Raw genomic sequence first — 13,938 nt, forward strand, 5'->3', positions numbered from 1 at the left:
GTTATGGGCAGGCAAGCTCACCACGAACGAAAAAACCTAATGTGGTGCATTTTGGGTTTAATTGACTATATTATTGCTGATACATCTGTTGATGTAGCTGACTGGTTTTGTTGATGATGATAATGAGTGCCACCGCCGAAACTAATGTCAGTACTGTACCTATTTGCAAAACATTCATGATATTTACCGCCTGTTCAAAGTAATCAAGAAGTTCAGGCGTGGTAGGCTCATCAGGGAAATTGTTGTCCAAGGCGGTCATTTTACGGTTATAAAAGCGACTGATTAAAGAGCCACTAATAAAGCACACCCACCACAACAAAATCACTCCATGAAAAGTGGGCTTATTGGCTTTTTCAAAACTACCATTAACCATGTCTCTCATGGCGATAAAGGGCATAAACAAACTGGCAATCGGAATAAAAAACACGCCAACCGACATCAAAGGCGAATAGGCAATGCCTGATACCCCCAATGCACGGGCGTTGCAATGGCTGTCATATATCCATTTTGCCACAAAGATGATACTTATGATAAAAGCAATCAGCAAGCCATAGCCGATCCATTCACCAACTTGTGCAAGCGTTTCATTCTGTGATGCCCATAAGTCCAGTGCCACATCATCATCACTGTCAATAATTTTGGCGTATTGGCGAAAATGCCAGTTGGCATAACTGCTATACACAAAATCCACCAACAAAAATAAGATAACTGCCACAGAACTCACCATTGCTCCCACACCCAAGGTGGGGCGGTAGGTATAGGTTTTGGGTGTTTTTGACATAAAGTTTCCTTTTAGATGGTGCGGTCTTATTGGTTGGTTGCATTCTTAATGTTTATGATAAATTGTCCGTCCTAGCGACTTCTAAACACCTCCCACAGCACCATGCCTGTCGCCACCGAGACATTGAGGCTTTGGGGGCGGTCGGGGGTGTCGGTCATTGGGATATAGACCAGCGTATCGCAAAGCTCGCCTGTCAGCCGTCTCATGCCATCGCCTTCTGAACCCATCACGATGGCGACTTTACCACTAAAATCACACGCCTGTAAAGGCTTGGCACTCTCATCCAGTGCTGTACCAAACACAAACACCCCTTTTGATTTTAACTTTTCTAAACAGCGTGCCAAATTGGTAACGGCAACCACAGGCACGCTCTCTGCCCCACCCACCGACACTTTGGCAACGGTGGGGGTCAGTCCCACGCTCTGATGACGAGGCGTGATAACGGCTGTTACACCCATCGCCGAAGCCGTTCGCAAAATCGCCCCAAAGTTGTGTGGGTCGGTGATTTGATCAAGCACCAAAAACACGCAGTTATCCCGCCCAACCATCTCATCAAGCACCCCCTCATCACTCATCGCACGCAGGCGGGCGGACAGCACCACGCCTTGATGTTGGGTGCTACCACACAGCTCGGTCAAGCTGTCTTTTTGGGCATTTTGCACCGACACGCCAAGCGAGCGAGCAAGGGCGATGATGTCAGCGTGGTCGGTATTTTGGTGGTTGTCATAGCTTTGGACAAATAGAGCTTTGGCGTCCTGTGGGCGAGTGTTTAAAATCGCTTTGATGGCGTGAATGCCGTAAAAATGGGGCGTGGTGGTTTTTTTCTTGTCGGCTTTGTCAAATTTTTTATCAAATTTATCAAAGGGTTTGTTGTCTTTTTTAAAGGGTTTTTGGGTGGTCATGGGGTTTTCCAAAATAGTTTTTTAAATCATCACACGAAAAGGGTAGCCGTGCATGCGATAAATGCGAAAATCGCTATCAATGGTGGCAATGTGGCTTAATGTCTCACGCTGTGCTAAATACACAAGGTAAGCGTCCGCAAAACCCATTGTACATTACTATATTGACTCATCAAATCGGCTAGGGCTGGCATATCTTGTTGGGTAAATTCGGCAATTTCAATGCGTGCCAAATGTAGCCAATTTAGCAAAGCATTTTGTGGGCGTGGGTGAGCAAGCAAAAACATCGCTTCGGTAATGCACGCAAGACTGGTAACAAGTGGCTTTTTATTGTCTTTGATAAATTGTACGGCAGATAAATGATATTTATCGCTTTTATCAAATAATGCCACAAAAATACCACTATCAATCAATATTTTTGCCATATTTTTCACGCACCTTTTGAGCGACCAATGTTTTGACATTTTGGCTTAATGTACCATCGCCACTTTCCCAACAACCAAATAAATCCTTGCCATATTCCCACGCCAAATTTTCATGGGACTCTTGGTCAAGTTTTGGCAGTAGGCTTTGGACATATTGGCTCACGCTTAAATCTTGGGCGTGGGCTTTGGCGATGATGGCTTGTTCAATGCTGGGTGGTAGGTCTAAAATCAGCATGGTATCTCCTAGTTATATTTTATTGCATTATAACAAAATTTTTATCCAAACCGACACCGCCCCTTGAAATTTTATGACATCACCTTTATAAACACAGGGATTTTTATGGTTATTTTTAAAGGAAAACCTCATGAGCGAGCAAGAAAACCTCCAAACCAACGACACCAACAATCAAGAGACAAACCAAGAGGTGAGCGAACTACAAGCTCTCATCGCCCAAATCGAGCAACTACAAAACGAAGTTAAAGAAGCCAAAGAGGCGGCCGCTCGTGCCAATGCCGAGAGCTATAACGCCCAACGCCGTATGGAGCAAGAGACCGAAAAAGCCAAAAAGTTTGCCTTACAAAAGTTTGCCAAAGAACTCCTTGATGTGGTGGACAACTTAGAACGAGGCCTCGAGGCAAGCGAAAAGGCAGGGGCGGACGAGAGTGTACTTGAAGGACTTCGCCTAACGCACAAATCCTTGCTTGGCACGCTTGAAAAGAATGGTGTGGTTGCCGTGGGCGAGGTAGGCGAGGCATTCAACCCCGACCTACACGAGGCGGTGGGCGTTTTCCCTGATGCCGACAAAGATGTTATTGGTCAAGTCCTACAAAAAGGCTACACCCTAAATGACCGCTCAATCCGCCCTGCGATGGTGTTAGTGGGGGCGTAAGCCTTTGTGGATTTTGTTTTAAATTTCAATGGCTTAAAACAAAATTTTTACAAAAAATTTTTTAAAAATTTGTCAAATTTTCTCTTGAAAATCTAAATTTGACACAAATATAAAAGGCAAGTTTGGCAAATGATGGTGTGTTGATAAACCACCCCAACTTGCCAAAAAATCAACTTAAATAAATCGGAGAAAAATCATGGGTAAAGTTATTGGTATTGACTTAGGCACCACCAACTCTTGTGTGGCTGTCCTAGAAAACGGTAATGTTAAAGTTATCGAAAACGCAGAGGGTGCACGCACCACGCCATCTATCGTGGCCTTTAAAGACGGTGAAACTTTGGTGGGTCAATCTGCCAAACGCCAAGCAGTTACCAACCCTCAAAACACCCTATTTGCCGTCAAACGCCTCATCGGTCGCCGTTATGACGAGCAAGCAGTTCAAAAAGACATCGGTCTTGTGCCTTACAAAATCGTCAAAGCTGACAATGGCGATGCGTGGGTAGAAGTCAACGGCAAAAAACAAGCCCCACCACAAATCAGTGCAGAAGTTTTGAAAAAAATGAAAAAGACTGCCGAAGATTATTTGGGTGAGCCTGTAACAGAGGCGGTGGTTACTGTACCAGCGTATTTTAACGACAGTCAACGCCAAGCCACCAAAGACGCAGGCCGTATCGCAGGTCTTGATGTTAAGCGTATCATCAACGAGCCAACCGCTGCCGCCCTTGCCTTTGGTCTTGATAAAAAAGAAGGCGACCGCACGATTGCTGTCTATGACTTAGGCGGTGGTACTTTTGACGTGTCTATCATTGAGATTGCTGATGTAGACGGCGAACAGCAGTTTGAAGTGCTAGCGACCAATGGCGATACTTTCCTAGGCGGTGAAGACTTTGACATTGCTTTGATTGACTACCTTGTGGACGAGTTTAAAAAAGAACAAAATGTCAATCTAAAAGGTGACCCACTTGCCATGCAACGCCTAAAAGAGGCTGCCGAAAAAGCCAAAATCGAACTGTCAAGCTCAACCTCTACCGAAGTGAACTTGCCTTACATCACCGCCGATGCCACAGGACCCAAGCACTTGGTGGTCAATATCAGCCGTGCCAAACTTGAAGGCTTGACCGAAGAGCTGGTGGCTCGTACCATCGCTCCATGTAAAATCGCCCTAAGCGATGCAGGTCTATCAGCCTCTGACATTGATGACGTGATTTTGGTAGGTGGTCAGTCTCGTATGCCACTTGTCCAACAAAAAGTCCAAGAGTTTTTTGGTAAAGAGCCACGCAAAGATGTCAACCCTGACGAAGCAGTGGCAATCGGTGCTGCCATTCAAGGTGCGGTGTTGGCAGGCGACAAAAAAGACGTATTGCTACTTGATGTAACACCACTAACCTTGGGTATTGAGACCATGGGCGGTGTGATGACAGCCATCATTGAGAAAAACACCATGATTCCCACCAAAAAATCACAAGTGTTCTCAACGGCTGCCGACAACCAACCTGCCGTAAGCATTCAGGTGTATCAAGGTGAGCGTAAGATTGCCAACCAAAACAAACTTTTGGGTAACTTTGACCTCACCGACATTCCACCAGCACCAAGAGGCGTGCCACAGATTGAGGTGACCTTTGACATCAATGCTGACGGTATCATGAACATCTCTGCTAAGGATAAGGGAACTGGTAAATCACAGTCTATCCAAATCAAAGCCGACAGCGGTCTGACTGATGAAGAGATTGAGCAAATGGTGCGTGATGCCGAAGCCAATGCCGAAGCGGATAAGAAGTTTGCTGAACTTGCGAATGCTCGTAACGAAGCGGACGGTCGTATTGCAGGCGTGCAAAAAGCCCTCAAAGAAAATGGCGACAAAGCCACAGACGATGAGAAAAAAGCCGTTGAGACTGCGATTAGCGAGCTAGAACTTGCGACCAAAGAAGATGACGTGGATGCAATCAAAGCCAAGCTAGAAGCGCTTGATAATGCCTTTATGCCAATCGCCACCAAGATTTATAGCCAAGAAAATGCAGGTGGGGCAGGTGCAGACGCAAGCCAAGCTCAATCACAGCCCAAAGATGATGGCGTGGTAGATGCTGAGTTTACCGAAGTGAAAGATGATAAGTAATCTTTGATTGTTAGGCGAAAACAAAACACCGCTCAATTTGATTGGGTGGTGTTTTTTTATAAAGGGAGTGAAAAAATATGCGTGAAATTAAATTTAAATATATGAAATTTGAAACTGTAAAATATAATGTTAATGACATTTATGTACTGCCTGTATTTTATTACCTTTTCTGCCAATCTAAAAGAAAGCCGTCAAAGAATAAAACAATACTTCTTATTAATGAATATTACGATGACTTACTTTCATTTAAAAATTTAAATTCGGGACATTATATATTATTCTTTTGCAACATTATGTTTTCTGTATTTGTTTTGTGGGTAATTCTATTCAAAGATAAAATTACCCATAGAGAATCACTAATGTCTTATATGCTTATTTTAATGCCTATGATAATATTTATTTTTATCAGGGAGATTTTTGATAAAAGAATTATAAAAAATTACAATAAAAAATACCATACCTACTTTTTATACATTTGGCAGGCTCAAGATGATTGGCTTATTAGAAAATTTGGTAAGAATTATAACTCTAAGGATATTTTTGAACATTTGGATAAGTGGAAATCCAATCGAGATAAATATTCAACACACAAATCTTTCTCGATTCGGCAATACACATACCAATCAGATGCCAAACCCAGAATAAATGCCTTGATTATTGCATTTTTATCATTAAATGCCGTAATTCTGATAAATGCTTCTAGACCTATTGATATTGAAATATTTTTAAATCATGCCATAAATAATATTTTTACAATAATATCACTCTCAATATTTATTGCTATATTTTTCTATCTTTTTGTTTTTTTTTTGCATAAAGTTTATTTTGGATTTTGTGTTTTATATTTACGATATTTTTATATCAAAAAATAGTTTTTCCGAAGAAAAGTATAAAAAAATTTATGGGGTTGCTGGCTCAAAAAAAATTGAAGCCAATCTTGACCAATAAATAATCTATCATTTATAATATTTTTATTTCACGTTTTGAATATGAACTACCACGCCAAAGACATCTTCTAAGTATTTTCACTTAGGAGAAATCCATGCAACATCTCAAATCTCACTTTGTAGGCGAATGGGAAACCATTGGCTCACGCCCCTATTTTTGCACAAATTTAAATCTATATCGCCACATTCGCACCCACCAAGAACGTGCCATGTATGAATTACATAACACGGAGTATCGTTTTTGTCCAAAATTAAAACTTCGAGCAAAACGTGGTAAAGCCCTGCCTTGTGCATGGCATGATATTAGAGTGTCTGCTTTAGCTTATACCAAAAGCTGGAAACACAACAGTAAACGCCGTCATCAGTGGTATCGCCAAAAATCATAAAGGTATTTGGGCTTGTTTTTATGGAATTTTAATGAAAAATTCACACAAACCCCCCCAAACTTAGGCAATTTAAGCTACAATAGGCAAAACAACCATTGGGGGATTTTTATGAACCACAAAATGCTTGTCAAAGCCACCAACATCATCGCCATTTTGGGGATTTTGGGGCTGATTTATTGGGTGTTTGGCTTTATTTTAATCCAAGTTTTTGGTTTAAAAGTTTTTGAAAAAAATCTCACCGAAATGTTTGCATTTAGCATTTTAGGTATTTTGGCGGTGCTGGCAGGAGCATTGATTTTAAACATCATGCTTAATTTAACCCGCATTGCCGAGCAAAAAGAAAACCCAAGCCCTACAATACCCGCCACTACCAAATCACACATGGGCAAATTTATCACACTTGGTATGGCGATGTTTGGCGTGATTGCAGGTGGACTGTTTTGGGGCGACCACATTACCAGCCAAAGAAAATTTGCCCTAATGCAAACTTCTGCCAATCAAGTGGTGGACAAATATCACGACAGCTTGGCGTTTTTGGGTGAATATCAGTTTGAAAAGTCGTGGATAGATAAGGCAAGTTCACACATTGAATTGTTGAAAGTTACCGACAGCAACATTAACTGGGCGACCATCATTGTGCCTGATGTTATTGGCAAGGATAAGGTTTATTTGGCATTTAGTGAGCGTCAGCCCGCCCACGATGGACTACCAAACCCAGAAGATGTCAAAAGTGGTAATGCTACCGTGTTTGAAGCGGTGGACGCTGTCGCCGATGTGCATGAAGCCACCATGATAAGCAAACAACGCCACTTTAAAAAATCCGATTTTATTTTTACCACCGACACCGCCAAAAATAAGATATTGGATAAAATGTTTGCAGGACAATCTACACCCCACCACAGCTCGTATGATGGTCGTTATGAGATGTTTTATCCTTACCAAATAGATGGTAAAACGGTTGCGGTGCTATATTTGAGCGACTATATGGCATATGGCAAAGTAAGAAGTGGGAGCTAAATCAAAATGCACATTTTACTCCTAGAAGACGACCCCGCCATCGCCCAAACCCTTATTTTTACCCTAAAAAAAGAAGGGTGGCAAGTGGTGTGGGCAAATACTCTTGCCAAGGGCTTTGAGCTTTTGCACCAAGCTGATGAACTGTCTGCCCTTGTCCTAGATGTGGGCTTGCCTGATGGCACAGGCTTTGAGTTTTGTCAAAAGGTGCGAGCAGGCGACAAACACGCCTTTGTGCCTATCCTATTTTTGACCGCCAGAAGTGATGAGATAGACCGTATTTTGGGCTTGGAAATGGGGGCGGACGACTACATCGCCAAGCCATTTAGTGCCCGAGAGCTGATAGCACGGCTAAAAGCGATATGGCGTAGAGAAAACATCTTTACCCAAAAATCGGACAAAGCCGATAAATCAGACCTCGCCCACACCAATTTTACCAAAACCATAGGCGTACACACTTGGCGTTATCAAGCCCATGATTATTCACTTTTTCTAAATAATCAAGCCTTGACCTTATCAAAAACCGAACTTGCCATTATGCTGACTTTGCTTGCCAATTCCACGCACATTTTATCTCGTGAGCAAATTTTGGCAAGCATATCCGACCACCCAGAGCATCGTTTATCACGCACCATTGACAGTCATATCAAGACCTTACGCCAAAAATTAGGAGAGGTGTGCGATGATGAGATTATCATTACCCATCGGGGCTTGGGATATAGTTTGTGCTAAATTTTCATCGTTTGCTTGATTATATTTTTAAAAAACGCCTAAGTTTTAGCATTTTTGTGCGAATTTGGTTGATTTTTTCGCTCATCACCTTTTTATCATCAGGATTGGCGTTGTATTATATCCAAAAAACCCTGCGACCGTCCGCCAAACGGGTGGTGGAAGATAGTCTTGTGGACACATCTCGTCTTTTGGCGGTGTTGGTGGCAAATGATGTGGCAAATTTACAAAAAGATAAATTAAATCAATATCTTACAACAAAACTTGCTCATGCTTTTACCGATCCAAACGAGCCACTTTGGTATCACCAAAAACAAAAAAGCACCTATCATTTGTATATCACCAATGATGTGGGTGTGGTGATTTATGACAGTCGTGAGCAGAGTGTGGGGGCGGATTTTAGCCGTTGGAATGATGTTTATTTGACTCTACAAGGCAAATATGGGGCAAGAAGCACCGATATTGATGGACATTCGGTCATGTATGTGGCAAGCCCCATTATGGCAAAGGGTGAGCTTATTGGTGTATTGTCGGTGGGTAAGCCCACACAGACTTTGATTCCTTATATTGATAAAAATGCTGATGAGATTATTAAGATTTTATTAACCATTATGGGTGTAACACTTGCCATTGCCACACTCATGGCATGGTGGTTACGCCATAGCATTGACAGTGTGAACCGCTATACCAAAGGACTTGCCAAGACCACGCCACCACATTTTTATCTGGGACGAGAGTTGAATGAACTGATGGTGAGTATTCATACAATGAAAAACATCATAGAAAACAAAGCCTATGTTTCAGAATATGTTCATACGCTGACTCATGAACTCAAAAGTCCACTCACCGCCATTAGGGCGAGTGCTGAGATTTTGACCAATGATTTGACAGATGGTGAGCGAGAGCAATTTACCACATTAATTTTGGCTCAAACGGACAAACTGACCGATTTGGTGGATAAATTACTCGCTCTTGCCAAATTGGAACAGCCCAATTTTAAATTAAGCCTGCAAAAAATCGCCATAGATGAGGTTATCCAAACTTGTCTTAACCAGCAATCGGCTTATATTAAACAATTAAATAAAAACATTCATATCAACGCCAGTGGCATCAAGATTGTTGCTGATGAATTTTGGCTTACCCAAGCCCTACAAAATATCATTGACAATGCCCTATATTATGGCAAAGATTTGATACACATTAACATTAGTCAAACAGATAAAAACGTCATCATAAATATCAGTAATGACAGCGATGTGCTAGACGATTTTGTCATAGAGCGAGCCTTTGAGCGTTATTTTAGCGTGGGTAATGGCACACAAAAAAGCACAGGTCTAGGCTTGACACTTGTCAAACAAGTCATAGAACTGCATGGCGGAGTGGTCAGTATGGGGCAGGGCGATAAAGACGGTCGGCATATGGTGAGTGTGGTAGTGAGTTTGCCATACTGATTGCGTGTTTTTTTCACACATTTTTCATAAAATTCTCCCATTTCTCCATCATTTTTCCATAATTGATTTTTATAATAATCCTAACTTCCAATGGGGATTATTATGCAAAAAATCGGCACAAAACTTGTCATCATCGCTACGATGTGTATTGCTTTTTTGGTGGGAATGTTGTTTTTAAATGGGCTTGTTGATGAGCGTAAAACTTATCACACAAGCGTCATTGACGAAATCAAAGAAGCCCATGTCAAACATCAGTACCTCATCACACCATTTTTGGTCATGGGGGCAGATACGGGCGAAACACTCATCTTTCCAACCCAAAGCCAACTTGACATGACAGTGGGTGTGCGAGATGATGAATACAGTCGTGGAATTTATCACGCCATCAGCTACTATGCCGATGTCCATGCCAAACAAAGGTTTGAGCTACCCAAAGCCGTCTACGCTTCCACCCAGACAGTAGACCGTGCTACTCACCTAGATGATGGCGATATGTCTGCCAACCCCAAAACCAAACAAAACAAAAAAGCCAAAGACCCTACGCCCAAGAGCCTAACTTTATTTATCACCACCAGTGATTTGCGGGGATTAAATGCCAAAGAAGTTGTCGTTAATGGCAACAATTATCCTGTCAAATTCGCCAAAGAAAGTAAATTTGGCATTCATTATTTGGCGGTGGATTTGACAAAAGAGCTTGGTGCAGACACTTTGTCAAGTGACCTGATGTTGTCCGTTTCTGGCATTGATGGCATGAATGTTATTCCATTGGGGGCGGATTTTGGGGCGAGCATGACAAGTAACTGGCATGAACCCAAATTTTTTGGGCAAGCCTTGCCTTTGTCCAAAGCGTTTAATGCAGATGGTGAGGGTTTTAACGCCACATGGCAAGGTGGATTCATCACCAACCAAAACGAATCATCACTCATGGCGTGTGCAGGCGGGTCGGACGGTTCAATGTGCCCTATTTTTGAGCAGTTAGAATACACAAACGCCTACCAAAGTTTTGGTACAGCATTTGTACACATGAATGATACCTACACCCAAACTGACCGTAGCATCAAATACGCTTTGCTCCTTGTCATGGTGTCGTTTGGGACATTCTTTTTGTTTGAGGTCATCAAGGGCTTACGCATTCACCCCGTTCAATACTTGCTTGTGGCAAGTGCCTTGCTTGTATTTTATCTGCTTTTATTATCGCTTGCCGAACAGATTGCCTTTTTATATGCTTATTTGATTGCCAGCCTTGCTTGTGTGGGTCTAATCGGTTGGTATACTTGCTATATGTTAGGTTCGGTCAAAAGAGGCATGGGCTTTGGTATGATACTAGGTTTGCTCTATACTGTCTTTTATGTGATACTTTCAGCAAGTGGTCTAAACCTACTCATGGGTTCGGTATTTTGCTTTGTGTGTATTGCTATTGTTATGGTTGCCACTCGCCATGTGGATTGGTATGGGCTGACCGACAAAGATGGTAAAAATGATAAAAGCGACAAGGGTAACAAGCACCCCCAAAGCTCCAATTTACCACTACCCATTTCTACCACAGGAGAGCAATCATGAGTCATCAAAATTTTTTGGGCAAATCCAAATCTGCCATCATGGCAAATTTTAACGACAGTATTGAGTTTTTGCATTGGCTATATTTGCCAACTTTGGGGATTATTTTGAGTTTTGAAAAACAGATTTGTTGTGGTATGGCAGTCATGAAATAACTTATTTTACTGCTTATCATACCAAAAATACTTGATTTCATACATTCATTGTATTATATTGTGAATCCTTATCTCAAAATAGTATAAAATTCGTTTTGTGATACTTTGGCATTTGTGATGTGTTTAACCATGAAGGAGCTTTTATGTTCAAAAAGATGAGTGTTTTATCGATGGCTTTATCGGCATTGTTGGTACTTAGTGCTTGTCAACCCCAACAAACCAACGACCAAAGTGCTGACTCAACCACTAACCAAGAAACACCCAAGCAAGAAGCACCTAAGGCCGATGAAAAATTAGAAACCTACATCGCCTTGACTGACCCCACTTATCCACCATTTGAGTCCAAAAACGAAGATGGTACGATTGGCGGTATGGAGATTGATATTTTTAACGCCATTGCCAAAGACCAAGGTTTTAATGTCAATTATACAGCCCATGCTTGGGAGGGTATTTTTGAATCGTTGAGTAATCCTGATGTTGCATTGATTGTGAGTGCTGTGGGTGCAACCCCCGAAGCAAAAGCTGAAGCATTGCTTAGTACGCCCTACTATTTTACTCCCTATCGCCTACTCACAATGGACAAAGCAAAAATGACTGATTGGGAAAAACTTCCCAAAATCGCCGTATCCGAAGATGAAGATGGATTTGAGGATGTACCTCGTTTTGGGGTTAAAACCGAACAACTGGTAACATACCCAACCGTATTTTTGGCGGTAACTGCCTTGATTCGTGGTGAAGTGGATGCTGTGGTGGCTGACTCAACCGTACTACAATACAACATGAACAACGAATTGTTTGCCGAACACAAAGAGAAGTTTGCTTCAAAAACACTACCTGCAACTGATGGTGCAAAATTGGTGTTTGCTGTTGACAAAACTCGTCCTGAATTGCTTGAAAAGGTTAATAAGGGGCTGGCAAACATCAAAGCATCAGGCGAATTAGAAAAAATCCTACGCCGATATGGTCAAGACCCATCATTGACTACCATGCCCCAATAAGTCATGGCTTTTATGTTGTTTTAAAATAGAAAATCAGTTCATCACAAAAATGGACTGATTTTTTGTGGTAAAAGTTTTATAATATGCCTCATGTAATCTGCAAGGTTAGATATTTGCCATAAGTTGTTAGACTAAAAATCTTTCAATGAAAGGATGGATTGTTGTTATAGAGTAATATCTAAGAAACATTGCGGTATTTTTATTTTTTGGTAAAAATTTATTTGGACAAAGCCGATGACAAACGATTTTATCGCCCAATTTATGCCTATTTTCTTTGTAACACTTGGGGTGTTTGTGTTGTTTTTTTTGTTTATGGGCATTGGCTATTTGGTGCAAAAAAAGCCCCTCAAAGGCTCATGTGGTGGCGTTGCTACCTTGATGGGTGATGAGTATTGCCAATTTTGTGGCAATGACCCCAACAAATGCGACAGTTTGACAGAAGCTGACAAACAAAAAATGCGTGCCAATCAATCCACCTTGAACAAAATCGCCAAAGAAGTCTAAAAAACCGTTGCCAAATGGAACGGTTTTGGTGTTGATTATAATTTAAAGCCATTGGCAAGGCTTATCGCCTTTTGTTCTTGGTTTGTCATAAGTAATTCTAGTGCCTCAATACCGCAGACAATCGCCTTGTCAATGTTGGTGCGGTCATCTTGGGTGGGTTTTGACAACACCCAACTGCTTACCATAGATGAGTGAGTGGGTCTGCCAATGCCCACACGCAACCGCCAAAAATCTGCTGTTGTGTGGGGTACGATGTCTTTTAGTCCATTATGACCGCCATGCCCACCGCCCTTTTTTAGACGTAGGTTGCCTGCTGATATATCAAGCTCATCATGGGCGATTAGGATTTCGTGAGGTTGTATGCCGTAGAATTTGGCAAATGGAGCAACCGCCATGCCAGAGCGGTTCATCAGCGTGCTGGGTTTGATAAAACGCACATCAGACCCAAATACTGTGCCACGTCCCACATCGCCATGGAATTTTTTGTCATGGGTGAGTGTGATGTTAAATTTGTCGGTCAGCTCATCCACAAACCAAAACCCTGCATTATGGCGAGTGTCTTTATATTCTGCTCCGACATTGCCCAAACCCACAATCAGTTTTATCATAAATTCCCCCTTATCATGACCCAATAAAAAAGCCAACAGACGACCCATTGGCTTTTTTGGTGTTGTTTAAATTATGCACGCACAAAATCAACATGCAATGGCACACCTTTTGAAGGGTGGCGTTGTAAAGCCTTGATGGTAACAGTTTCGTTGCCATTTTCTAGGGTTAGGGTGATTGGGCTTGTGAAGAAAGCATCTTCTTCTAGGGCACGCACCAACTCGTTGTTTTTGATAGAGATGGAGACAGGCTCACCTTTGCCATAGACGATGGCAGGGATAAGGTTCTGTTTACGCAGGCGGCGGCTCGCACCTTTGCCCTGCAAATCGGTAGAACGTACAAATGCAGTTAGAGTAAAGCTCATGAGAGTTTCCTTAAAATTTTAACAAAATCAACCAACCTTTGCGACCAAGATTGGTATGCCTTTTATTTAAAGGCAATCTGCTATTATAAAGTATATAAGATAAATTAGCAATCATTTGT

At 41.9% G+C, this 13,938-nt stretch carries 17 protein-coding genes; 11 read left to right on the forward strand and 6 right to left on the reverse strand.

The features are described from left to right. Nucleotides 1-70: 70 nt before the first annotated feature. The 4 genes from MOB01S_RS08080 to MOB01S_RS08095 all read right to left on the reverse strand — a co-directional run bounded on the left by MOB01S_RS08080 (nucleotide 71) and on the right by MOB01S_RS08095 (nucleotide 2,340). Nucleotides 71-781, reverse strand: coding sequence for a DUF4328 domain-containing protein (locus MOB01S_RS08080; RefSeq protein WP_066803673.1), 711 nt, complete (start codon nucleotides 779-781; stop codon nucleotides 71-73). Nucleotides 782-852: 71 nt separating this feature from the next. Then, nucleotides 853-1,683, reverse strand: a complete 831-nt coding sequence (gene rlmB, locus MOB01S_RS08085) for a 23S rRNA (guanosine(2251)-2'-O)-methyltransferase RlmB (RefSeq protein WP_084349673.1) — start codon at nucleotides 1,681-1,683, stop codon at nucleotides 853-855. Nucleotides 1,684-1,796: 113 nt separating this feature from the next. After that, entirely contained in the window at nucleotides 1,797-2,105 is a 309-nt protein-coding gene (locus MOB01S_RS08090) for a type II toxin-antitoxin system VapC family toxin (RefSeq protein WP_066803676.1), read from the reverse strand. Next, complete coding sequence (locus MOB01S_RS08095) at nucleotides 2,086-2,340, reverse strand: hypothetical protein (protein WP_066803679.1); 255 nt, start codon at nucleotides 2,338-2,340, stop codon at nucleotides 2,086-2,088. The genes MOB01S_RS08090 and MOB01S_RS08095 overlap by 20 nt, the downstream gene beginning before the upstream one ends. 130 nt (nucleotides 2,341-2,470) lie before the next feature. On the opposite strand from MOB01S_RS08095, the gene grpE reads away from it, so the two are divergent. From grpE to nqrM, 11 genes are all read left to right on the forward strand, one after another. Further along, nucleotides 2,471-2,995, forward strand: a complete 525-nt coding sequence (grpE, locus tag MOB01S_RS08100) for a nucleotide exchange factor GrpE (RefSeq protein ID WP_066803681.1) — start codon at nucleotides 2,471-2,473, stop codon at nucleotides 2,993-2,995. Nucleotides 2,996-3,191: 196 nt separating this feature from the next. Beyond that, nucleotides 3,192-5,108: a molecular chaperone DnaK gene (gene dnaK / locus MOB01S_RS08105; RefSeq protein WP_066803684.1), complete on the forward strand. Its 1,917-nt coding sequence runs from the start codon at nucleotides 3,192-3,194 to the stop codon at nucleotides 5,106-5,108. Between the two features lie 77 nt (nucleotides 5,109-5,185). Then, the gene (locus tag MOB01S_RS08110; RefSeq protein WP_066803687.1) at nucleotides 5,186-5,980 is read left to right on the forward strand and encodes a hypothetical protein; all 795 of its coding nucleotides are present in this window, start codon (nucleotides 5,186-5,188) and stop codon (nucleotides 5,978-5,980) included. Nucleotides 5,981-6,150: 170 nt separating this feature from the next. Next, nucleotides 6,151-6,441, forward strand: a complete 291-nt coding sequence (locus MOB01S_RS08115; protein ID WP_066803691.1) for a hypothetical protein — start codon at nucleotides 6,151-6,153, stop codon at nucleotides 6,439-6,441. A gap of 108 nt (nucleotides 6,442-6,549) precedes the next feature. Then, the gene (locus MOB01S_RS08120) at nucleotides 6,550-7,458 is read left to right on the forward strand and encodes a hypothetical protein (RefSeq protein ID WP_157073938.1); all 909 of its coding nucleotides are present in this window, start codon (nucleotides 6,550-6,552) and stop codon (nucleotides 7,456-7,458) included. Nucleotides 7,459-7,464: 6 nt separating this feature from the next. Further along, a complete protein-coding gene (locus tag MOB01S_RS08125; RefSeq protein ID WP_066803695.1) occupies nucleotides 7,465-8,187 on the forward strand; it encodes a response regulator in 723 nt (240 codons plus the stop codon). After that, the gene (gene creC / locus MOB01S_RS08130; protein WP_066803697.1) at nucleotides 8,181-9,635 is read left to right on the forward strand and encodes a two-component system sensor histidine kinase CreC; all 1,455 of its coding nucleotides are present in this window, start codon (nucleotides 8,181-8,183) and stop codon (nucleotides 9,633-9,635) included. The genes MOB01S_RS08125 and creC overlap by 7 nt, the downstream gene beginning before the upstream one ends. Nucleotides 9,636-9,737: 102 nt before the next feature. Next, nucleotides 9,738-11,195 (forward strand): cell envelope integrity protein CreD, encoded by a 1,458-nt coding sequence (creD, locus tag MOB01S_RS08135; RefSeq protein ID WP_066803699.1) that lies wholly within the window; start codon nucleotides 9,738-9,740, stop codon nucleotides 11,193-11,195. Further along, a complete protein-coding gene (locus tag MOB01S_RS12345; protein ID WP_157073939.1) occupies nucleotides 11,192-11,347 on the forward strand; it encodes a hypothetical protein in 156 nt (51 codons plus the stop codon). The genes creD and MOB01S_RS12345 overlap by 4 nt, the downstream gene beginning before the upstream one ends. A gap of 143 nt (nucleotides 11,348-11,490) precedes the next feature. Then, the gene (locus tag MOB01S_RS08140; protein WP_066803708.1) at nucleotides 11,491-12,345 is read left to right on the forward strand and encodes an ABC transporter substrate-binding protein; all 855 of its coding nucleotides are present in this window, start codon (nucleotides 11,491-11,493) and stop codon (nucleotides 12,343-12,345) included. Nucleotides 12,346-12,579: 234 nt separating this feature from the next. After that, nucleotides 12,580-12,849, forward strand: coding sequence for a (Na+)-NQR maturation NqrM (gene nqrM, locus MOB01S_RS08145; protein ID WP_066803711.1), 270 nt, complete (start codon nucleotides 12,580-12,582; stop codon nucleotides 12,847-12,849). Nucleotides 12,850-12,884: 35 nt separating this feature from the next. Here nqrM and pth read toward each other — a convergent pair whose 3' ends face one another. Together pth and rplY are read right to left on the reverse strand one after the other, a co-directional pair. Beyond that, nucleotides 12,885-13,457, reverse strand: coding sequence for an aminoacyl-tRNA hydrolase (gene pth, locus MOB01S_RS08150; RefSeq protein ID WP_066803757.1), 573 nt, complete (start codon nucleotides 13,455-13,457; stop codon nucleotides 12,885-12,887). 71 nt (nucleotides 13,458-13,528) lie between these two features. After that, nucleotides 13,529-13,819: a 50S ribosomal protein L25 gene (gene rplY, locus MOB01S_RS08155; RefSeq protein WP_066803714.1), complete on the reverse strand. Its 291-nt coding sequence runs from the start codon at nucleotides 13,817-13,819 to the stop codon at nucleotides 13,529-13,531. Nucleotides 13,820-13,938: the final 119 nt, after the last annotated feature.

Origin of the sequence: Moraxella oblonga NBRC 102422 (genome assembly GCF_001598275.1) — a bacterium.
Lineage (GTDB): Bacteria > Pseudomonadota > Gammaproteobacteria > Pseudomonadales > Moraxellaceae > Moraxella > Moraxella oblonga.

Bases quoted from the DNA above. Each gene is read 5' to 3' on its own strand.
- MOB01S_RS08080 (WP_066803673.1), bottom strand. From the start codon at position 781: ATGTCAAAAACACCCAAAACCTATACCTACCGCCCCACCTTGGGTGTG.
- rlmB (WP_084349673.1), bottom strand. From the start codon at position 1,683: ATGACCACCCAAAAACCCTTTAAAAAAGACAACAAACCCTTTGATAAA.
- MOB01S_RS08090 (WP_066803676.1), bottom strand. From the start codon at position 2,105: ATGGCAAAAATATTGATTGATAGTGGTATTTTTGTGGCATTATTTGAT.
- MOB01S_RS08095 (WP_066803679.1), bottom strand. From the start codon at position 2,340: ATGCTGATTTTAGACCTACCACCCAGCATTGAACAAGCCATCATCGCC.
- grpE (WP_066803681.1), top strand. From the start codon at position 2,471: ATGAGCGAGCAAGAAAACCTCCAAACCAACGACACCAACAATCAAGAG.
- dnaK (WP_066803684.1), top strand. From the start codon at position 3,192: ATGGGTAAAGTTATTGGTATTGACTTAGGCACCACCAACTCTTGTGTG.
- MOB01S_RS08110 (WP_066803687.1), top strand. From the start codon at position 5,186: ATGCGTGAAATTAAATTTAAATATATGAAATTTGAAACTGTAAAATAT.
- MOB01S_RS08115 (WP_066803691.1), top strand. From the start codon at position 6,151: ATGCAACATCTCAAATCTCACTTTGTAGGCGAATGGGAAACCATTGGC.
- MOB01S_RS08120 (WP_157073938.1), top strand. From the start codon at position 6,550: ATGAACCACAAAATGCTTGTCAAAGCCACCAACATCATCGCCATTTTG.
- MOB01S_RS08125 (WP_066803695.1), top strand. From the start codon at position 7,465: ATGCACATTTTACTCCTAGAAGACGACCCCGCCATCGCCCAAACCCTT.
- creD (WP_066803699.1), top strand. From the start codon at position 9,738: ATGCAAAAAATCGGCACAAAACTTGTCATCATCGCTACGATGTGTATT.
- MOB01S_RS12345 (WP_157073939.1), top strand. From the start codon at position 11,192: ATGAGTCATCAAAATTTTTTGGGCAAATCCAAATCTGCCATCATGGCA.
- MOB01S_RS08140 (WP_066803708.1), top strand. From the start codon at position 11,491: ATGTTCAAAAAGATGAGTGTTTTATCGATGGCTTTATCGGCATTGTTG.
- nqrM (WP_066803711.1), top strand. From the start codon at position 12,580: ATGACAAACGATTTTATCGCCCAATTTATGCCTATTTTCTTTGTAACA.
- pth (WP_066803757.1), bottom strand. From the start codon at position 13,457: ATGATAAAACTGATTGTGGGTTTGGGCAATGTCGGAGCAGAATATAAA.
- rplY (WP_066803714.1), bottom strand. From the start codon at position 13,819: ATGAGCTTTACTCTAACTGCATTTGTACGTTCTACCGATTTGCAGGGC.